A 19,319-nucleotide genomic window follows, 5' to 3' on the forward strand; every position below is an offset into this window, starting at 1 on the left:
GGCAGACCGGGCTAAGCGGAACCCCCTACTCTGCCGTGCATCACGACGGCCGTATCGGCCGTTGCAACACATCAGGGGCCTGGGGGGCAACTCATGCGTAAATTGCCGGTGTTCTCGGCTGCCATATTGCTGGCAGCCGCGACGCTGGGAGTGATGTCGTCGCCATCGGCGACCGCGCTCCAACCACCGGTCGGCATCACCGCCGACAATCTCAGCACGTACCAGACCAACGGGATCGTGTGGGCCATGGCCCAGGCGAACGGCGTGGTCTACACAGGGGGCACCTTCTCCGCGATCCGGCCCGCCGGGTCCGCGGCCGGGACCAACGAGACGTCCGTCGCGAACTTCGCGGCCTTCGACGCCGCGACCGGCGCGCCCACCGGCTGCCAGCTCAACTTCACGGTGGGCTCCAACAACGCCACCGTGCGCGCGCTGGCCGTCTCGCCCGACGGCCAGACGCTCTACGCGGGCGGCTTCTTCGGCGCGGTCAACGGTGTCGGGGTGAGCAGCCTGGCCGCGATCAACCTGGCCACCTGCGCGGTCAGCACGACCTTCCACCCGGCGGCCTCGGGCACGGTGCGCACCATCGCCGCGACCTCGGACGCCGTGTACTTCGGCGGCGACTTCACGTCGGTCGGCGGCCAGTCCCGTGGCAAGTTCGCCGCGGTGAACACCGCCGGCGCCCTGCTGCCGTGGTCGCCCAACGCCGACCTGCCGGGCCGGGCGCTGGCGATCACCCCGGACGGCCAGAACGCCATCATCGGCGGTGACTTCAACTACGTCGGCGGCACCTACTCGCACTCGCTCGCCGTGGTCGACACCACGACCGGCGCGCTGACCAAGGCGTACCCGCCCGGGTTCCTCGACGCGACCTCGGTGACGAAGTCGATCATCGTGGACCCGGCGAGCAACGCCTTCTACACCGCCAACGAGGGCACCGGCGGCGGCGTGTTCGACGGCCGGGTGGCGCTCAGCCTCACCGACTTCAACCAGATCTGGCGGGACACCTGCCTGGGCGCCACGCAGAGCCTGGTGGTCCACGGCACCGTGCTCTACAGCGGCTCGCACGCCCACGACTGCTCCAGCATGGGCGAATTCCCCAACTCGACGCGCAAGCACCTGGTCGCCGAGTCGGTCACCGACCCGCACCTGCTGTCGTGGTACCCCGACACCAACGACGGGATCGGCGAGAAGATCGGCCCGCGCGTGATGGCGATCTCGTCGTCCGGCGGACACGACTACATGTGGGTCGGCGGCGAGTTCACCACCGTCAACGGCGGCGCGCAGCAGGGCCTGACCCGCTTCGCCGACGGCCCCGACACCGGCGCCCCGACGCTGCCGCAGACCGCGGTGAGCAGCATCGACCCCAGTGCGGTGAAGGTGACCTGGCAGTCGAGCACCGACAACGACGACGGCACGCTGATCTACAACGTGTACCGCAACGGCGCGGCCACCCCCGTCTACACGGTCAGCGGCGACTCCAAGCCCTGGATCCGCCCGCAGATCACGTTCACCGACACCAATGTCACACCCGGCGTGAAGTACACCTACCGGGTGTCGGCCAGTGACGGCGTCAACACCAGCGCCCAGTCGCCGAATGCGGCGGCCACCGTCCCGGCCACGGCCGAGCCGTACGCCACGCAGGTCCTCGCCGACGGCGCGAATCTGTACTGGCGCTACGACGCCGCCGCCGGTTCGTACAACGCGGACGCCTCCGCGGCCGACGACAGCGGGATCAGCGTCGGCGGCCCGGTGCACGCCGTCTCGCCGGGCGCGGTGCCCGGCTCGAAGGCGTACACCTTCAACGGCTCCACCCAGTGGACGTACAGCGACCGCTCGCACCCCACACCGTCCGCGTACAGCGTCGAGACGTGGTTCAAGACCACCACGACCTCCGGCGGCAAGCTGATCGGCTTCGGGAACCTGGCGACCGAGACCAGCGGCAACTACGACAAGCACGTCTACATGACCGACAGCGGTCAGCTCATCTTCGGCGCCTACACCGGCAGCACTCGCATCGTCTCCACGCCCACCGGCGGCTACAACGACGGCAACTGGCACCAGGTCGTCGCCACGCAGGGGGCGAACGGGATGCGGCTGTACGTGGACGGCGTCCTCAAGGGCAGTGACGCCACCGTCACCACCAGCCAGAACTACGACGGTTTCTGGCGGGTCGGCGGCGACAACCTGAACGGCTGGCCTTCCCAGCCGAAGAGCCAGTTCTTCGCGGGCTCGATCGACGAGGCGGCCGTCTTCCCGACGGTCCTCAGCCCGGCCCAGATCGCGAACCAGTACGCGCTCGGGACCGCCGGGTGACCCGGAAACACCGCTCCGCCACTGCCGCCGCCGTCCTCGTGACGGCGGCGGCGGTGCTGCTCGGCGCCTGCGGCGGCGGGGGTGGCGGAGGCGGTCACGACACGGCGAAGAACGACGCGAAGGCGTCGCCCGGCGTCTCCGCGACGGCCACGGGCGGCACTTCGGGACCGTCCGCGACCACGAGCCCCGACGCCGGTGCCGGTTCGGACGACAGCACCGAGGCGCCGGGGTCCGCGGCCGACGCCCCGAAGGTGCCGGACGCGCAGCTCACCCCGCCCGGCGGCGGGACCTTCAGCAAGCCCCAGAAGTCGTATCTGTCGGGGCGGGTGCCCAAGGGCACCGACCCGGTGGCCGTCCTCGAGGGCGGCCAGGAGATCTGCGACCGGCTGACCCGTACCGCGAAGATCGACAAGGACGCGGCGGCCGGGGCGATCGTCACCGGCGACATCAGCGGGTCCGGCGCGGCGGCGGCCGTCCGCAGCCTCTGCCCCGACCAGCAGCCGGTGATCGACGCCGCCGCGCGGGGCTTCGCCGACGGGACGTTCACAGTGGCGGCGAAGGCCGTCCCCGGCACGTCGGTCGCGCCCGGCACCTACCGCGCGCCGCACCCGTCGACGCACTGCACCTGGCGGGTGACCAGCTCGAACGGCACCCTGTCGGCCGGCAGCGGCGCCCGGATGACCGTCCCCGCCGCCGCGCGCGGCGTCACCTCCAGCGGCTGCTACGTGTGGCTCGCGGGCACGGGGTGAGCGATGCGCCGTGAGCCGCAGGACGAGACCGAGATGAACGGAGGGACCGCATGAGCAAGCTCCCGATCGTGGTGGCGATACCGACCAAGAACGAGGCGGAGAACATCGCCCGTACGGTGTCGTCGGTCATCGACCACGTCGAGGCCGTGGTGGTGGTCGACTCGGCCAGCACCGACGACACCTGCAAGATCGCCGAGGGCCTCGGCGCGGAGATCGTCGAGTACGCGTGGGACGGCAAGTACCCCAAGAAGAAGCAGTGGTGTCTGGACCATGTGCGCACCGAGATCCCCTGGCTGCTCTTCCTCGACGGCGACGAGACGCCGAGCCCCGAGCTGCTGGCCGAGCTGAAGGCCGCCTTCGCGGCCGGGCCGCCGTCGGTGGCCGCCTTCGACATCCCGCTGGGCTACTGGTTCGCGGGACGGCGGCTGCGGCACGGCTACACCATCGTCAAGCGCGCGCTGCTGGACCGCACGCGCTGCCACTTCCCCGAGGTCGGCGACCTCGAAGCGCCCGGCATGGGCGAGCAGGAGGGCCACTACCAGCCGGTCGCGCCGTCGGCCGCCCGGCTGCGCTCACCGATCGAGCACGAGGATCTCGACCCGGTGCGCACCTGGTTCGAGCGGCACAACCGCTACTCCGACTGGGAGGCGTGGCTGGAGCTGAACCCCCGGGTGAAGGAGGAGATCCGGCAGGTCAAGACCCGCCAGGGCCAGCTCTTCCACAAGGCGCCGTTCAAGCCGCTGGTGTCCTTCACCTACGCCTACGTCTACAAGCGCGGCTTCCTCGACGGCCGGGCGGGCTTCGACTACGCGCTCGCCATGAGCTTCTACCGCTGGCAGATCGGCCTCAAGACGCGGGAGGGGCGCAAGCCGTGACCCGCAGTCGGCCGTGACCCGCAGTCGGCCGTGACCCGCAGTCGGCCGTGACCCGCGGTCGCTGATCGCGCCGCCCGAGGCCGGCCCCGGTCCTCCCGGGGCCGGCCCGCGGACCGCGCTCCGGGACCCGGGGTCCGGAAGCGCACGCGGGGGCGTCACCCGGCGCGGGTGACGCCCCCGTACACCTCCATGAGCGTGTCGACGACGGCGCCGATGGAGAAGCGGTCGCGGATGAGCCGCCAGGCGGCGTCCGACGCCTCCTCGTTGGCGGCCGGGTCGAGCAGTTCCAGGATCGCCTGGCCGACCAGCGGGCCGTTGTCCGCGTCGGGGTCGCTGTCGGTGATCCGCCCCGCGCCCGCCGCCTCGACGTCGGGCGACAGGCCGCCGGTCCGGGTCACCACCACGGGCAGGCCGACCGACATCGCCTCCAGGATCGAGACGGCGAACGGCTCGACCACCGACGGCAGCACGTACACATCGGACTTCCTGAGCTGCTCCAGCACCTGCTCGTGGCCGAGCGCGCCGACGCACTCCAGCGAGTCCGCCACGCCCAGCTTCGCCGCCAGCTCCCGCATGGGGCCGGTCAGATCGCCGGTGTCGGGGCCCGCCAGCACGAAGCGCGCGTCCGGGTACTTGGCCAGCACCACGGGCATCGCCGACACGAAGTCCTCGGGGCGCTTGCGCTTCTGCACCCGCGCCAGATAGAGCACGGTCGGCGGGCGGTCGGCCCGCGCGGGCCTGCGGTCCTGCAACGTCACGCCGTTGACCAGCCGGTGGAAGGTGGTCAGCGGAGTGTCGGGCACCACCGCCTGCACACCGTCGCGTTCCATCCGCGTCAGGTGCAAGATCGCGTCCGCCTTGCGCAGCACCCGCTTCATGCCCAGGACGTCGACGGCCTTCGCGAACAGCTTCTCCGTCGGGTCGATCATGCCGTGCGTCTGGATCACCAGCGGCACCCCGGCCTCCAGCGCGACCAGCGCGAACGGCAGCGTGATCAGGTCCCGCATCAGGTGCACATGGACCACGTCCGCCGACTTCACCATCCGGCGCGCCTTCGCCAGCAGCCCCGGCGACGTGATGCCGCTCACCTCGAACGGCAGCACGTGGCGCGCCTGGTGCACGAACGACGGCACGCCCTCCAGCTCCGTCGGCAGCGGGCCCGTGAAGCCGTCGCCCAGCGTCGCGATCCGGGCGTCGACACCCTGGGCCCGCAGGCCCTTGGACAGATTCAGCGCCACCCGTGTCGGGCCGCCGAAGTCGTTCGTCGGCGTATGCAGCGTGACGACATGCAGCACCTTCATATGACTCCCCACCCCTGTTTTTCGGCGCCCCCGCGCCTCGGGTTCACATTATCGACACCGAACCCTCATCGGGGCACTTCCGGCCCCGGACGCCCTGATCCTCCCGGCCGGAGGCCATAGACTCGGCGCGGGGAGCATGAAGGGGGTGGGCCATGGCCCTGGACGTGGCACAGGACCAGGCCGGTGCGGGCGGGCCGCTGGAGCGGCCCGGCCCGGACGAGGCGCAGGCCACGACGTCGGTGCCGCGTGCGGCGCTGTCGCGGGCGCTGGCGGTGCCGCTGGTCATCGCGTTGGTGGGATTCCTGCCCGCGTACGTGGCGGCCCAGCCCGGCACGGGCGTGCGGGACACCGCGTACTGGCTCCAGTTGACGCTGACGGTGTACGGCGGCGGCCGGCTGGCGGCGATGGTGCTGACCCGGCGACGGCGGCTGATCCAGGGCGCGTTCTGGCTGTTCGTGTACGTGGCGATGGGCGTGGCCCCGCTGGCGCAGGCGGTCATCGGGCAGGTCCCGACGCCGGTGGTGGGCCCTCGCTCCGACACGACGACGGCGATCACGCTCGTCCTGATCGGCTGCGTGGCCTTCGACGTCGGCGCGCTGCTGGCCCGGCACCGCCCGGCGGCCCGTATCCGCAAGGCCCGCCCGCAGGCGTCCGTGTCGCGGCGCCGCCTGTGGCTGCTGATCGTGGTCGCGTACCTCGGCAGCGCGCTGTGCATCATGAAGCTCGGCGGCCCGACCGTCTTCTTCTCCAGCCGTCAGGGCATCAGCGAGTCGGTGCAGGCCAGCGGTCTCGCGGGCAGCGGCGGCGACAGCCATGTCGGCTCGGCCTTCATCCGCGGCTTCGGCACCGTACCGGCGCTGCTGGCCATGCTCTTCCTGATCCGCTGGATGATCACGTCCCGGATCGCCCGCCGCAGGCCGCTGGCCATCGCCGCGCTCACCGGCCTGGTGCTGATCAACGTGATCGTGAACAACCCGATCTCCAACCCGCGGTACTGGTTCCTGACCGTCGTGTTCTCGCTGCTGTTCACGGCCTTCCCCAAGAGCCCGGTGATGTACCGCACGGCCCTGGTGACGGGCGTGGTGGCGGCGCTGCTGCTCTTCCCGTTCCTCGACCGCTTCCGGTACGACTCGGGCGGCTACCACCCGGTGGAGACGACATCGGCGCTGGAGCCGCTGACGCTCAAGGACTACGACCAGATCGGGATGTTCGCGAACACCATCACCTTCGTGCAGTCCGGCGAGGGCCACTCCCACGGGCGGCAGCTCGCGGCGGACGTCTTCTTCTTCGTGCCGCGTTCGATCTGGCACGGCAAGCCGCTGGACTCCGGTGTGCAGGTCGGCCAGTGGATGGGCATGACCAACACCAACCTGTCGTCGCCGCTGTGGGCGGAGCTGTGGCTGGACTTCGGCCCGGTCGGCATGACCGGCGGCTTCCTGCTGCTGGGCTACTTCTGCGCCCGCGGCGACCGCAGATACGCCCAGCGCACGCTGGAGGACGGCCGCCCCGGCACGGTGATGGCCGTGGTGATCCCGCTGGTGTGCGGCTACTCCTTCATCCTGCTGCGCGGCCCGCTGCTCCAGGCGTCGGGCCGGATCGGCATCGCGGCGGTGTGCCTGCTGCTGGTGACGACCTTCAGCGCGGACCGGCGGAAGATCCTGCGGTGACGCCCTCGGCGGAGGCGTCCGGGGCCTGAGGGTCGGTGGCGGCGGCGGGCGCGCGCTTGACGGCGACGATCCGCAGCCACAGCGCCACCGCCTTGAGCGCGGAGCCCAGGGCCAGGCCCCAGGCGGCGCCCATCACGCCGTCCCACTGGTAGCCGGCGAGCATGAAGACCACGGACGCGAGCGAGAAGACCACCTGGATCGGCAGCGTGGCGCGGGGCCGCAGCACGCGCAGCGTCAGCAGGGCGCTGGTGCCCAGCGCGATGCACGCGTACTGGCTGCCGGAGGCGGCCAGCAGCGCGGACGACGACGCCCAGGTGTCACCGAGCAGTTGGCGGCCCACATGGGCGGGCAGCAGCATCAGCACGACCGTCCAGGACACCGCGATCCAGGCGAGGACGGTGGCGAGGACGGCGGTCGCGCGCACCTTGTCGTCGGAGCCGCGGACCCGGTTGAGCAGCGGCGGCCCGAAGGCGGTCGCGGAGTTGAAGAGCACGTTCATCGGGCCGAAGAGCGTGGTGGCGCCGCGCAGGGCGCCGACGGCCAGCGGCGCGGCGAACAGGCCGAGGCCGACGACCGCGAGCTGACTGGTGGCGTTGCCGACGCCGAACTCGATGACGAAGCGCTGCCCGAGGTGCCCGCGGCGGACGAATTTGCGCAGGTCCACCGGCGCGCCCTTGACCTTCGGCCACAGCAGGGCGGCGCCCACGAGCAGCGCGGGCACGGCGGACACGCCCCAGACGGCGACGAGCCGGACCGCGCCCGCGCCGTGCGGCTGCATGGCCAGCGCCGGTACGGCGACGGCCAGTCGTACGGTGTCGGCGGCCAGCGCGTAGTGCGGCAGCCGCAGGGCGGAGAAGCAGTACCGCATGCCGTCCTGGGTGAGCACGATCGGCAGCACCAGGCCGAGGACCGCGAGGCCGCGCGCGGTGCCGCCGGGCACGAAGGCGAGCCCCGCGGCCATCGAGAAGCCGATCACGGTGGACGCCACGGCGGTGAAGGTGGCCGCGCTGCGGCAGGCCGCCCGCACCTGCGCGGCGCCGCGCTCCAGCACCAGCGCCTGTCCCACGTAGGAGACGCCGACGCCCAGCAGCACCGTGAACACCATGTAGACCATGGAGAACACGGAGAATCCGGCGGCGCTGGACAGCCGGGCGGCCACGACGAGCACGATGATGTTGGTGAAGGCGGCGACGCCCTGGTCGGCCACCGAGCTGATGATGGCGGCCTTGGTGCCGGGCCCGCCCTTGGACGTGCCGGACCCGGCCGGGTCGCCGGACTCGTCCTCGCCGTCCGCCGACGCGTCGGTCGGGCCGGACGGCGCTGAGGCGCCCGGGGGATCGGGCGGGCCGCCGTACGCGAACTCGGCCCCGGGGCCCACGGCCGCCGTCGTGACCGGGTGGGTGACGGGGCGCCGCGGGTCGGGGCCCGTCAAGGGACCGGGTGTCGTTCCGGAGCGGCCGGGCTGTGGGACTGGGCGGACGGCTCCCCGTCGTGGTGCCGGGGCTGCTGCGGTATCCCGCCGCCACCGCCGGAACCGCCGCTCCCGGTGCGGCCGGTGGCGGCCCTGCGGCGGCCGAGGCGGAAGCGGCGCCCGCCGCCGGTCTCCGCGGCCGAGTGCAGGACCACGCCGAGCACGGCGCCGCCCGCCGCGTTGACCAGCTCGCGGACGCGGACGAGGTCGGCGCGGTGCACCTCGCGCGGGTCGCAGACCACGACCACGCCGTCGACCCGGTCGGCGAGCGCCAGCGCGTCGGCGTAGGCGAGGACCGCGGGGGCCAGTACGACCACGGCGGCGCCGGGGGTGTCGGCCTCGGAGAAGAGCCTGGTGGCCGGGGCCGAGGTGAGCGCGCGGGCCACATTGCGCACCCGGCGGCCGGGCACAAGGTCGAAGGAGCCGGACTCGCCCGCGTCGATGGAGACTTGCAGCCCGGCGGGCCAGCCGCCCTCGCCGAGGCCCGGCGAGCGGGCCCAGCCGGGGCGCGCGCCGCCGTCGGCGGTGCGCAGCCGGGCCGACAGCGACGGGGTGCGCAGATCGGCCTCGACCAGCAGCACCTCCATGCCCATCTCGGCGAAGGACGCGGACAGGTTGACCGCGACGCCCGCCGCGGTGTCGCTGCTGCCGCGCGGGGCGACGACCAGCAGCCGCCGCCGGTCGGCGAAGCGCTTGTCGTGGGCGAGCCGGAAGCCGACCGCGCGGTACTCCTCGGCGAGCCGTCCGCCGCTCTGCCCCTCGGCGAGCAGCGACGCGGGGCCGCTGCCGCGCCGGCGGCGGCCGCGCGGCAGCGTGCCGAGCACCGGGGCGCCGAGCGTGCGCGTGACCTCGCCCTCGGAGCGGACGGTCGGGTCGAAGACCAGCCTGACCCAGGCGCCCAGCAGGCCGAGCGCGATACCGACGCCGCCGCCGAGGCCGAGCATCATCGGCAGTCCGGGACCCGCGGGGGCCTTGGGCGCCACACCGGGCCTGATGATCGAGCCGGGCGTGGTGTCCAGGGCGCGCAGGCCGCTGATGTTGCCGTTGAGTTCGAGGATGCGCGAGAGCAGGTTGGTCTGCTGGGTGGTCAGGGCGCTGATCACCTGGGCGTTGACGGTGTTGTCGATCTGCTTGAGCAGGTCGTCGCGCTGCTTGTTGAGCGGGTCGAGCTGGGCCTTGTAGCCGTTGACCATCGTGTTGATGGTGGATTTGGTCTGCGCCTGCCGGTTCTCCAGATACGCCTTGGTGAAGGCGTTGACCCACAGCGCGGACTTGGCCGCGTTCCCGGTGCTGCACGTGAAGCGCAGGACGAGGGTGTTGGGCGGGTTGGTGACCTGGAGGCAGTGCTCCATGGCGTCGGCCGGCGCCTTGACGATCTTCGCCGCCGCGTCGGAGACGGTGCTGCTGACCGCGGTCTGCCGCTCGGAGCCGATGTCGATGCCCTTGTCGGCGGAGGCGCCGGTGGCGAACGGGTCGACGGTGGCGGCCCTGATCCGTACCTCGCTGGTGGCCGCGTAGGAGTCGGCGCCGGTCAGCGCGAGCCAGGCGCCGCCGAGGAGGCCGACCAGCACACCGGCCACGATCAGCGCCCGGTAGCGGATGAGCTGGCGGAACTGGTCGCGGAGCAGATCCGGTTCGTCCTGCGCCTCGGTGGCGCGCGTCGTGTCGCTCACTTGCCCACTGCCCCCTCGATCTCCCCGGTTCCCCCGGCCGTCCCGGGCTCCCGGGCCTCCCCGTCCTCAGGAGGCGTCTCGCGGGGCGCCCCCAGCGCCTCCGCGAGCAGTGCGTCGATCCGCGCGAGACCCGCCTCGCGGCTGAGATGCGCGTCCACGTACTCGGGCCCGCGCGCCCCCAGCGCGTCGGCCCTACCAGGATCATCGGCCAGAGCGCGTACTACGTCCAGCAGTGCACGCGGATCCTCCGGCGGTACGACGATTCCCGCCTCCGAGCGTTCCACTTCCTGGGCGGTGCCGCCCTCGGCCGCGACGGAGGCGACGACCGGCCGCCCGGCGGCGAAGTAGGAGGTGAGCTTGGAGGGGATGCTCATGTCGAGCACGGAGGCGCGCTGGGTGACCGCGAGCGCGTCGGCGGCGGCCAGCATGTCGGGGAAGTCGTCGTCATCGGCGGGGGGCGCGAATTCCAGGTTGGGCAGGCCGCCGGCCAGCGAGCGCAGGTGCTCGCGCTGGTTGCCGTCGCCCATCAGCACCACGCGCAGCGCCGGGTCGAGGCGCGCGGCCTCGACGAGCACTTCGAGGCCCTGTTTGAGGCCCATGTTCCCGGAGTGCAGCAGCACCGTCTGGCCCGGACGCCAGCCCAGCCTGGCGCGCATCTCCTCGCGCGGCCTGCTCGGGCGCTTGACGTGCGACCAGTTGGGCACCAGCCGTATTCGCTCCTCGGGCACGCCCATCGCGGCGACCTTGGCGACGAAGCTCTCGTGGATGACGCCGACCAGCGTGGCGCGCTTGAGCGCGTACGCCTCGACCGCGCCCGCCGCGGAGGCCGCCCTGCCGCCGCCGCGTATGCCGCTCTGCGCCGCCGCCGCGCCCATCAGGTCCTGCACGACGGGGATGTACGGGACGCCGTGCCGCCGGGCGATCCGGGCGCCGACCAGGCCGCCGCCGAGGCTGGGCATCTGGGCGATCACCGCGTCGGGGCGGTTCATCGCGGGCGGCGCGAGCAGGCCGTGGCCGAGCACGGTGGCCTCGAACAGGGCGCGGGTGACGGCGCTCTGGCGCGGCGGCACGAGGTGCTTGCGGCGGTGCACGCTGACCCCGGCGCGCCGCTCCTCGGTGCGCCACACCCGGGCGTACTCCGGGTCGAGCCGCCAGGCCGGGTAGTGCGGCATACCGGCCAGGACGTGCACCTCGTCGCCGTTCGCCGCCCAGTGCTCGGCGATCTGGGTCGCGTACGGACCGATCCCGGCGTGCTCAGGCGCGTAATTCGTGGAGACCAGCAGCAGACGGCGGCGCGCGCCGGACTCAGCCACGGAGTGTTCCCTTCCCCCGGCGTCCCCAGACCCCCCAGAGACCGCCAATGACGAACAAGTGCCCACCCTAGCTGTTCACCAGGAGAGCACACGCCCGCTTACCATCGGTTGTACTTTCGCTAATCGCCGCTTGACCGCAACACGGCACGGCTATCGTCTGAGACTCCGCGACGCTGGGGAGCGTCGCACAGCTCACCGTACGACCGGGGGGTCGTTTTATGTCACATCGGGTCGGTTACGCGCCTGGGGTCTACGACCTCTTCCACGTGGGGCATCTCAACATCCTGCGGCACGCCCGCAGCCAGTGCGACTACCTGGTCGCGGGCGTCGTCTCGGACGAGATGGCGCAGCTCGCCAAGGGCCGCAGTCCTGTGGTGCCGCTGGTGGAGCGGCTGGAGATCGTCCGCAGTGTGCGCTTCGTGGACGCGGCCTTCGTCGAGACGGTGCCGGACAAGCTGGAGACCTGGCAGCAGGTCCGCTTCGACGTGCTGTTCAAGGGCGACGACTGGCGCGGTACGGACAAGGGGCGCCGTCTGGAGCGGGACTTCGCGACGGTGGGCGTGGAGATCGTCTACTTCCCGTACACCGTGCACACGTCGAGCACCCAGCTCCGCAAGGCGCTCGACGTGCTGACCGAGCCGGCGCAGCCCTCGGTCAGACCCTCCGAAGCTCTCTGAACCACTTGGTGAGGAAGGCCGCGAGGAAGAGCGCGTGCACGGCGAAGAGGACCAGGTATCCGGTCCTGAAGGCGCTCTGGCTGCCGAGCAGCAGGAAGACCAGGCAGAAGACGCCGTAGTCGACGGGCAGCAGGGCGACCGCGCGCAGCCGTGAGGGCGGGGGTGACGGCGCGGGGGCCGCCCCCTGGCTCTTCGGCTCCTTCGGCTCCTTCGGCTTGAGCTTGTCGGTGAGCAGGCCGCCGAAGAAGATCAGGACGGCGGCGAGCTGGAAGCCCAGCGGCAGCAGCAGCCAGCCGTCGCCCGGCAGGTCGAAGTGCCGGTAGAAGGTGATCAGCACGGCCGCGTGCACGGCGGTGATCTTCGCGCAGTCGACGACGTGGTCGAGCCACTCCCCCGCCGGGCTGCCCGCGCCGAGCAGCCGGGCGAGCTGTCCGTCGGCGGAGTCGAAGGCGAAGCCGACCACCAGGCCCGCCCACACGGCGAGGGCCAGCGGCCACGAGGGGCGGCCGAGCGCGAGCGCGGCGACGGCCGCGCCGCTGAACACGGCGCTGACCAGGGTCACCTGATTGGGCGTCAGTCCGATCCGGTACGCCCCCGCGGCGAGCACCCGGCCGACCGGCCGGTTCACGTAACGGGAGTAGAGCGACACGCCCTTGGCGGTCTTCTGCGCGGCGCGCAGCCGCCGGACGGCGGTCAGGAATCCGGCGTCGCGGACAGGCGCGGTACGCGTGCCGCGCGCCACCACCGGGCCCCCCGCACCGTCGTCCGTCGCGGCGGCCGGACCTTCGCCCGCGCCGCCGTCCGTCCCGGCGGCCGGACCTTCGCCCGCGTCGCCGTATGTCCCCGGCGCGGTCCCGGCGCCCGGGGCGCTGCCCGCGTCCATGCCGACGCCGCTGGCGGCGCCCGTGTCGGCGCCGTCGCCCGCACGGGCATCCGTGCCGCCGTCCGTCCCGGCACCCGTCCCCGCCGTTGTCCCGGCCACGCAGCCCCCCACGCACCTCTTCGCGGTCACCCGCGGTCCACCCCCCGGTCACCGCGGCGCGGTGCCTTCGTCGGCCCATGATGGCAGGCGGCCCAGCGGACTGACTCATCCGTGCGACTCCGCGCGACGCGGGCCCGGCGACATGGGCCGAAAGTGGCGTTACGTCATAAGGTGATGCCCGATGTCCATCTCCCGCCGAAATCTGCTGCAAGTGACCGCGTCCGGGGCGCTGCTGGCCGGGTGCTCCGACGGCCGTCCGTCCGGCGCCGCACCCGCCCCCGCGCCCGGCACGTCGTCCTCGCCCTCGTCCCCCGCGTCCCCCGCCCCCACCGGCGCGCCCTCGTCCCCGCCGCACGCGCCCGCTGGGGAGCCCGCCACGTCCGCGCCGCCGCTGCCGCCCGGCCTGCCCGACCAGATCGAGCACGGCCCGCGCGACCGCGAGCGGCTCGCCCTCACCTTCCACGGCCAGGGCGAACCGGCGCTGGCCACGGCGCTGCTGGCCGAGGCGGAGAAGGCCGGGGCGCGGGTGACCGTGCTGGCGGTCGGCGCCTGGCTCGACACGTATCCGCGGCTCGCCCGCCGGATTCTGGACGGCGGTCACGAACTGGGCAACCACACCCAGACGCACGGCGACATCGGCGCGATGGACGCCGCCGCGGCCACCGCGGAGATCGAGGGCTGCGCCCGGCGGCTGACCGAGCTCACGGGCTCGCGGGGCCGCTGGTTCCGCCCGTCCCGGGCGCGGATGGCGACCCCGCTGGTGGTGAGACTCGCCCGCGAGGCGGGCTACCCGCACGTGCTGTCGTACGACGTCGACCCGCTCGACTACACCGATCCGGGGGCCGACCGGGTGCGCGCCGCAGTGGCCGCCCAGGCCCGCGCGGGCTCGGTGGTCTCCCTGCACTTCGGGCACTCCGGCACGGTCGCCGCGCTGCCCGGGATCCTCGACGACCTGCACCGCCGGGGCCTCCGCGCGGTCACGACCTCGGAGCTGCTGACCTGATGCGCCGCATCCCGTTCCGTTCCCCGCACCCGGCCCCCGGCCACTCCCGGCCGCCCGCGGTCTCCGCCCGCACGCTCCTCGTGGCGGGCGCCGCCACCGTCGCCGTACTCGCGGGCGGTGTGCTCACCGCGGGCTGCGGTACGACGGCCACCGGCGGGCACCCGCACGCGACCGCCTCCGCCAAGGCCGCCAAAGCCGCCGCCGGGGCGACACCGCAGTCCGCGCCGCGCGTCCCGGCCGCCGGGCAGGGCCTGCCGGGCATGCCGCCGCCGCTCGACCCGAAGGACGTCTACGCCGCCGACCGGCCGAACGCGCTGTCCCCCGTGGTGCGGAACTTCCCTTCGCGGGTCTACGTGCCGAACACCGACTCCAACACGGTCTCGGTCATCGACCCGAAGACGTACAAGGTCATCGAGACGATCCCGGTCGGCGAGCAGCCGCAGCACGTGGTGCCGTCGTGGGACCTGAAGACGCTGTGGGTCAACAACGACGTCGGCAACACCCTCACCCCGCTCGACCCGGCCACCGGCAAGGCGGGTCCGACGGTCGACGTGCACGACCCGTACAACCTGTACTTCACGCCGGACGGCAAGTACGCGGTGGTGATGGCGTCGCTCGACCGCGAGCTGGTCTTCCGTGACGCGCACACGATGGCGGTCAAGAAGACCGTGCCGGTGAGCTGTTACGGCGTGAACCACGCGGACTTCTCGCCCGACGGCCGGTACTTCATCGTGTCCTGCGAGTTCTCCGGCGAACTGCTGAAGGTCGACACGGCGGAGATGAAGGTCGTCGGCCAGCAGCGGCTGCCGTTCGAGGGCGCGATGCCGCAGGACGTGAAGATCTCGCCGGACGGCAAGACCTGGTACATCGCCGACATGATGGCCGACGGCGTGTGGGTGATGAACGGCGACACCTTCTCCAAGCCGACGCTGCTGCGCACCGGCAAGGGCGCGCACGGCCTGTACGTCTCGCGCGACTCGAAGGTGATGTACATCTCCAACCGCGGCGAGGGCTCGATCTCGCTGCTCGACTTCGCCACCGGCAAGCTGGTCCGCAAGTGGCACATCGAGGGCGGCGGCAGCCCCGACATGGGCGGGGTGTCCGCGGACGGCAAGGTGCTGTGGCTGTCCGGGCGGTACGACGGCGAGGTGTACGCGATCGACACCGCCGACGGGCGCACCCTGGCGAAGATCCCGGTCGGCTCGGGACCGCACGGCCTGGCCGTCTACCCGCAGCCGGGCCGCTACTCGCTCGGCCACACCGGCATCTTCCGCTGAACGGCCGCACGGGCGTCGTCCGTTGAACGGCCGCACGGGCGCCCCGCATTGAACGGCCGCACGGGCGTCTCATGTTCAACGGCCGCACGGGCGGCCCCGCGTTGAGCAGGCCCGCTACACCGGCCCCGCGGTTCCGGCCTTGAGGATCGCCCTGGCCAGTCCGGTCGCGGCGGCGGCGCGTGGCGCGCTGCCGTCGCGCCAGGTCCTGGTCGGGTGGACGGAGTTGGCGAGCAGCACGAGAAAGCTGTCGCTCTCCGGGTCGACCACGAGGCTCGTGCCGGTGAAACCGGTGTGCCCGTACGCGCCGCGCCCGGCCAACTCGCCCATGAACCACGCCTGGTCGGTCTCGAAGCCGCCCCAGGGCCCGCCCCGGTCGAGCAGCGCCCGGCAGAACAGCGCCAGGTCCCAGGCCGTCGAGAACAGCCCGGCGTGCCCGCTGACCCCGCCCATCGCGTACGCGTTCTCGTCGTGCACGCTCCCGCGCACCATGCCGCGGTCGAGCCTGCCCCACGGCCGGCGCTGGTCCTCGGTGGCCGCGATCCGCGACAGCGCGGCGGACGGCGGGTTGAAGCCGGTGTCGAGCATGCCGAGGGGGCCGGTGACCTCCTCGCTGATCAGCACCGCGAGCGGGCGGCCCGTGGCGGCCTCCAGCGCGTACTGGACCGCGATGAGGTTCAGGTCGGAGTAGACCCGCAGGGTGCCCGGCGGGTGCACCGGCTCCTCGTCCCACAGCATCCGCGCCCGGCCCTGCGCCGTCGGCCGGTCGTAGAAGGGCAGTTCGGGGCGCAGGCCCGAGGTGTGGTCGAGGAGCTGCCGTACGGTGATCGCGCCCTTGCCCGCCGCGCCGAACTCCGGCACGTACGCGGCGACCTCCCGGTCCTGGTCGAGGTGGGTGGCCGCGACGGTGGCCGTGAAGAGCTTGGTGAGCGAGGCCAGGTCGAAGACGGTGTCCTCGCGCATCGGCACCCACTGCCCGGGCGGCAGCTCGACGCCGACGTCCGCGCTCTCGTCGTACGCGCCGTAGCGCACCGCCCAGCCGACCGCCTCGTGCAACGCGACGGTCCTGCCCCGGCCGGCCAGCACGACGGCGCCCGCGCACCAGGGGTGCGCGGGCGCCGGGCGCGTGTACGCGGCCAGCGCGGGGACGATACGGCTCAGCTCTGCGGCGTCGAGACCCGCCTCAGGGCAGGTACCTCTCGACAGCGGCGGCGCCATGTTCCTCCAGTGCTCTGCGGGCCTTCTCGATCCGTTCCGGCGTGGGCTCACGGCCGGAGAGCAGTACCAGGTCCTCCGGGCTCACCGAGCCGTCGGCCGCCCCCTCCGCGCCCGTGCGCAGGGAGCTGTCGGCGCTCTTGAACGCCCATGTGCGCTCGTCGTCGCCCGGCTCGGCGAGCCGGTCGGTACGCGCGCCCACGCTCTGTCCGGGGCTCTCGTCCGCGGTATCGGACATCGCATCCTCCTGATGGCCCGCGGGCCTCCTGATGGTCCGCGCCGCGAGCCGCCTGATGGCCCGCGTGCCGCCTAGGGTCCCTCCACGGTACGACGCCCGCGCACGCACAGCCCGACGAAACAGGCGACGGCCACGAGTGCGCAGGTCAACTGCACGAGGGCCATCGGCACCGCGGTGCCGTCACCGGCCACTCCGGCCAGCGGCGACGCGAGGGCGCCGATCAGGAAGGACGAGGTGCCCACCAGCGCGGACGCCGAGCCCACGTCCCGCTTGACGCGCAGCAGCGCCAGCGTGTTCGCGGTGGGCAGGGTCAGGCCCATCGACGCCATCAGCACGAAGAGCGCGGCGGAGACGGCGGGCAGTCCCGCCCGGCCGAAGACGCCGGTGGTCAGCAGCACCAGGGCCACCGAGGCGGCGGTGATCAGCGCGAGCCCGATCGTGAGGATCTTCTCCATCGCGACCCGGCCGACCAGCACCTTGCCGTTGAGCTGGCCCACGCCGACGATGCCGATGGAGTTCAGCCCGAACAGCAGGCTGAAGGTCTGCGGCGAGGCGCCGTAGATGTCCTGGATGACGAAGGCGGACGCGGACACGTAGGTGAACAGCGCCGCGAAGGCGAAGCTGCCCGAGAGGACGTACCCGGTGAAGATCCGGTCGCCGAGCAGCCGCTTGACCGCGCCGAAGGTGCCCAGCAGCCCGCCGGAGTGCCGGCGCTCGGGCGGCAGCGTCTCGTGCAGCCAGCGCCACACCACCAGGGTGAGCAGGACGCCGATCACGGTGAGGACGGCGAAGACGCCGCGCCAGTCGGTGATCCGCAAAATCTGGCCGCCGATCACCGGGGCGACGATCGGGGCGACGCCGGAGATCAGCATCAGGGTGGAGAAGAAGCGGGCCATCTCCACGCCGTCGTAGAGGTCGCGGACGACCGCGCGGGCGATGACGATGCCCGCCGCGCCCGCCAGGCCCTGGATCAGCCGGAAGGTGATCAGCAGGCCCGCCGAGGGCGCGAAGGCGCAGACGGCGGTGGCGAGGATGTAGATGACCATGCCGGTCAGCAGGGGACGGCGGCGTCCCCAGCGGTCGCTGAGCGGCCCGACCACGAGCTGGCCGAGCGCCATGCCCGCGAGGCAGGCGGTGAGGGTGAGCTGCGCCGTCGCCGCGGTGCTGTGCAGGGCGTCGGTGACCTGGGGCAGCGCGGGCAGATACATGTCCATCGACAACGGCGGCACCGCGGTGAGGCCGCCGAGAACGAGCGTGACGAGCAGGCCGGTACGGCGCTGCGTGCCGATGGTCGGGGTAGGGGTGGTGGTGTGGGCGGTGGTGACATCGGTGATGTCAGCGGTGTGCGCGGGTATGGGCGGCCCGGCGTCCTGCACGGCACTCTCCGTAGGTGGTAGTTGAACCGTTCTCTATCCTTCCAGTGATCGCGCACGACCGAGACCACGTTTTGACCCTGACCGACGAGTGGGAGACCGACCGATGAGCGACGACGGCGTACGGACCATCCGCTGGGGCATCCTGGCGACCGGCGGGATCGCCGCGACCTTCACCGAGGCGTTGCTGACGCTGCCGGACGCGGAGGTCGTCGCCGTGGGCTCGCGCACCCTCGAGGGCGCGAAGGCGTTCGCCGAGCGGTACGGGATCGCGCGCGCGTACGGCTCCTGGGCGGAGCTGGCCGCGGACGACGGGGTCGACGTGGTGTACGTCGCCACGCCGCACTCCGCGCACCGCGAGGCGACCGGGATCTGTCTGGAGGCCGGGCGGGCCGTGCTGTGCGAGAAGGCGTTCACCATCAACGCCCGTGAGGCGCACGAGCTGGTGGACCTCGCCCGCGACCGCGGCCTGTTCCTCATGGAGGCCATGTGGATGTACTGCAACCCGCTGATCCGGCACATGCTCGCGCTCATCGCCGAGGGTCTGATCGGTGAGGTTCGGGACGTCTCGGCCGCCTTCGGATTCTCCGGGGACTTCCCCGCCACCCACCGGCTGCGCGACCCCGACCAGGGCGGCGGCGCCCTGCTCGACCTCGGCGTCTACCCGGTCTCCTTCGCCCAGCTCCTGCTCGGCGAGCCCGACGAGGTCCGGGCGTGGTCCCACCTCACGCCCGAGCGCGTGGACGACAACACCGGCATCGTCCTGGGCTGGAACGACGGCGCCGTCGCCACTTTGACCTGCTCCATCACCGCCGACACCGGCGCCCGCGCCGTCGTCACCGGCAGCGCCGGCCGCATCGAGCTTCCCGAGGGCTTCTTCAACCCCGAGCGCTTCGTCGTCCACCGCCAGGGCGAGGAGCCCCGCACCGTCCTCTTCTCCGACGTCGTCGCCGACGGCCTCACCCGCGGCACCATGGCCTACGAGGCCGCCGAAGTCATGCGCTGCCTCCGCGCCGACGAACTCGAGTCCCCCCTCGTCCCCCTCGCCGGCTCCCTCTCCATCATGCGAACCCTCGACACCATCCGCGAACACACCGGCGTCACCTACCCCGGCATCGACTAGGGCCTGTCCGGGACGTGCCCCGTCACGGGCGCCGGGGCACCTCCCGGCCGAAGGCCGGGGGAGGAACCG

Annotated in this window: 16 protein-coding genes; 8 read left to right on the plus strand and 8 right to left on the minus strand. The window is 72.7% G+C overall.

Going from position 1 to position 19,319, the window contains the following annotated elements; all coding sequences use genetic code 11:
- Nucleotides 1–93 precede the first annotated feature (93 nt).
- From ACFY9V_RS07560 to ACFY9V_RS07570, 3 genes are read left to right on the plus strand one after another with little or no spacing between them, the layout of a single operon-like run.
- Nucleotides 94–2,316 (plus strand): LamG-like jellyroll fold domain-containing protein, encoded by a 2,223-nt coding sequence (locus ACFY9V_RS07560; RefSeq protein WP_391043679.1) that lies wholly within the window; start codon nt 94–96, stop codon nt 2,314–2,316.
- Entirely contained in the window at nt 2,313–3,065 is a 753-nt protein-coding gene (locus tag ACFY9V_RS07565; RefSeq protein WP_391160061.1) for a hypothetical protein, read from the plus strand. Before ACFY9V_RS07560 ends, ACFY9V_RS07565 begins: the two co-directional genes overlap by 4 nt.
- Nucleotides 3,066–3,115: 50 nt before the next feature.
- On the plus strand, nt 3,116–3,940 hold the full coding sequence (locus tag ACFY9V_RS07570) for a glycosyltransferase family 2 protein (protein WP_355334560.1): 825 nt from the start codon (nt 3,116–3,118) through the stop codon (nt 3,938–3,940).
- A gap of 155 nt (nt 3,941–4,095) precedes the next feature.
- On the opposite strand, the gene ACFY9V_RS07575 is transcribed toward ACFY9V_RS07570, so the two are convergent.
- Nucleotides 4,096–5,241, minus strand: a complete 1,146-nt coding sequence (locus ACFY9V_RS07575; RefSeq protein WP_391043673.1) for a glycosyltransferase — start codon at nt 5,239–5,241, stop codon at nt 4,096–4,098.
- 152 nt (nt 5,242–5,393) lie between these two features.
- On the opposite strand from ACFY9V_RS07575, the gene ACFY9V_RS07580 reads away from it, so the two are divergent.
- A complete protein-coding gene (locus ACFY9V_RS07580; protein WP_355334566.1) occupies nt 5,394–6,908 on the plus strand; it encodes an O-antigen polymerase in 1,515 nt (504 codons plus the stop codon).
- Here the strand turns inward: ACFY9V_RS07580 and ACFY9V_RS07585 are convergent.
- The 3 genes from ACFY9V_RS07585 to ACFY9V_RS07595 all read right to left on the minus strand — a co-directional run bounded on the left by ACFY9V_RS07585 (nt 6,877) and on the right by ACFY9V_RS07595 (nt 11,365).
- Nucleotides 6,877–8,127: a hypothetical protein gene (locus tag ACFY9V_RS07585; protein ID WP_355334747.1), complete on the minus strand. Its 1,251-nt coding sequence runs from the start codon at nt 8,125–8,127 to the stop codon at nt 6,877–6,879. The two genes, ACFY9V_RS07580 and ACFY9V_RS07585, sit on opposite strands and share 32 nt — an antisense overlap.
- A 209-nt stretch (nt 8,128–8,336) precedes the next feature.
- The gene (locus ACFY9V_RS07590) at nt 8,337–10,052 is read right to left on the minus strand and encodes a lipopolysaccharide biosynthesis protein (protein ID WP_391160063.1); all 1,716 of its coding nucleotides are present in this window, start codon (nt 10,050–10,052) and stop codon (nt 8,337–8,339) included.
- Entirely contained in the window at nt 10,049–11,365 is a 1,317-nt protein-coding gene (locus ACFY9V_RS07595) for a glycosyltransferase (protein ID WP_391043668.1), read from the minus strand. Before ACFY9V_RS07595 ends, ACFY9V_RS07590 begins: the two co-directional genes overlap by 4 nt.
- A 218-nt stretch (nt 11,366–11,583) precedes the next feature.
- Here ACFY9V_RS07595 and ACFY9V_RS07600 point away from each other — a divergent pair, with 218 nt between their 5' ends.
- On the plus strand, nt 11,584–12,042 hold the full coding sequence (locus tag ACFY9V_RS07600; protein ID WP_355334575.1) for an adenylyltransferase/cytidyltransferase family protein: 459 nt from the start codon (nt 11,584–11,586) through the stop codon (nt 12,040–12,042).
- On the opposite strand, the gene ACFY9V_RS07605 is transcribed toward ACFY9V_RS07600, so the two are convergent.
- Nucleotides 12,020–12,721, minus strand: a complete 702-nt coding sequence (locus ACFY9V_RS07605; protein ID WP_391044246.1) for a CDP-alcohol phosphatidyltransferase family protein — start codon at nt 12,719–12,721, stop codon at nt 12,020–12,022. The two genes, ACFY9V_RS07600 and ACFY9V_RS07605, sit on opposite strands and share 23 nt — an antisense overlap.
- A 484-nt stretch (nt 12,722–13,205) precedes the next feature.
- Here ACFY9V_RS07605 and ACFY9V_RS07610 point away from each other — a divergent pair, with 484 nt between their 5' ends.
- A complete protein-coding gene (locus ACFY9V_RS07610; protein ID WP_391160065.1) occupies nt 13,206–14,027 on the plus strand; it encodes a polysaccharide deacetylase family protein in 822 nt (273 codons plus the stop codon).
- On the plus strand, nt 14,027–15,304 hold the full coding sequence (locus tag ACFY9V_RS07615; RefSeq protein ID WP_355334581.1) for a beta-propeller fold lactonase family protein: 1,278 nt from the start codon (nt 14,027–14,029) through the stop codon (nt 15,302–15,304). Before ACFY9V_RS07610 ends, ACFY9V_RS07615 begins: the two co-directional genes overlap by 1 nt.
- 114 nt (nt 15,305–15,418) lie before the next feature.
- Here the strand turns inward: ACFY9V_RS07615 and ACFY9V_RS07620 are convergent, their stop codons facing one another.
- The 3 genes from ACFY9V_RS07620 to ACFY9V_RS07630 all read right to left on the minus strand — a co-directional run bounded on the left by ACFY9V_RS07620 (nt 15,419) and on the right by ACFY9V_RS07630 (nt 18,130).
- Nucleotides 15,419–16,519, minus strand: coding sequence for a serine hydrolase (locus ACFY9V_RS07620; RefSeq protein WP_391160066.1), 1,101 nt, complete (start codon nt 16,517–16,519; stop codon nt 15,419–15,421).
- Complete coding sequence (locus ACFY9V_RS07625) at nt 16,485–16,754, minus strand: hypothetical protein (protein WP_391160068.1); 270 nt, start codon at nt 16,752–16,754, stop codon at nt 16,485–16,487. The genes ACFY9V_RS07620 and ACFY9V_RS07625 overlap by 35 nt, the downstream gene beginning before the upstream one ends.
- A 71-nt stretch (nt 16,755–16,825) precedes the next feature.
- Entirely contained in the window at nt 16,826–18,130 is a 1,305-nt protein-coding gene (locus ACFY9V_RS07630) for a Bcr/CflA family efflux MFS transporter (RefSeq protein WP_391043660.1), read from the minus strand.
- Between the two features lie 103 nt (nt 18,131–18,233).
- Between ACFY9V_RS07630 and ACFY9V_RS07635 the strand changes: the two genes are divergently transcribed.
- The gene (locus ACFY9V_RS07635; RefSeq protein ID WP_355334584.1) at nt 18,234–19,250 is read left to right on the plus strand and encodes a Gfo/Idh/MocA family oxidoreductase; all 1,017 of its coding nucleotides are present in this window, start codon (nt 18,234–18,236) and stop codon (nt 19,248–19,250) included.
- Nucleotides 19,251–19,319: the final 69 nt, after the last annotated feature.

It is taken from the genome of Streptomyces sp. NPDC008317 (assembly GCF_042955955.1).
In the GTDB taxonomy this organism is placed as follows: Bacteria; Actinomycetota; Actinomycetes; order Streptomycetales; family Streptomycetaceae; genus Actinacidiphila.

What these genes read in the sequence shown, in the direction of transcription:
- ACFY9V_RS07575 (WP_391043673.1), bottom strand. Translation starts at nt 5,241, where the DNA reads ATGAAGGTGCTGCATGTCGTCACGCTGCATACGCCGACGAACGACTTC.
- ACFY9V_RS07580 (WP_355334566.1), top strand. Translation starts at nt 5,394, where the DNA reads ATGGCCCTGGACGTGGCACAGGACCAGGCCGGTGCGGGCGGGCCGCTG.
- ACFY9V_RS07625 (WP_391160068.1), bottom strand. Translation starts at nt 16,754, where the DNA reads ATGTCCGATACCGCGGACGAGAGCCCCGGACAGAGCGTGGGCGCGCGT.
- ACFY9V_RS07635 (WP_355334584.1), top strand. Translation starts at nt 18,234, where the DNA reads ATGAGCGACGACGGCGTACGGACCATCCGCTGGGGCATCCTGGCGACC.
- ACFY9V_RS07560 (WP_391043679.1), top strand. Translation starts at nt 94, where the DNA reads ATGCGTAAATTGCCGGTGTTCTCGGCTGCCATATTGCTGGCAGCCGCG.
- ACFY9V_RS07570 (WP_355334560.1), top strand. Translation starts at nt 3,116, where the DNA reads ATGAGCAAGCTCCCGATCGTGGTGGCGATACCGACCAAGAACGAGGCG.
- ACFY9V_RS07600 (WP_355334575.1), top strand. Translation starts at nt 11,584, where the DNA reads ATGTCACATCGGGTCGGTTACGCGCCTGGGGTCTACGACCTCTTCCAC.
- ACFY9V_RS07615 (WP_355334581.1), top strand. Translation starts at nt 14,027, where the DNA reads ATGCGCCGCATCCCGTTCCGTTCCCCGCACCCGGCCCCCGGCCACTCC.
- ACFY9V_RS07610 (WP_391160065.1), top strand. Translation starts at nt 13,206, where the DNA reads ATGTCCATCTCCCGCCGAAATCTGCTGCAAGTGACCGCGTCCGGGGCG.
- ACFY9V_RS07620 (WP_391160066.1), bottom strand. Translation starts at nt 16,519, where the DNA reads ATGGCGCCGCCGCTGTCGAGAGGTACCTGCCCTGAGGCGGGTCTCGAC.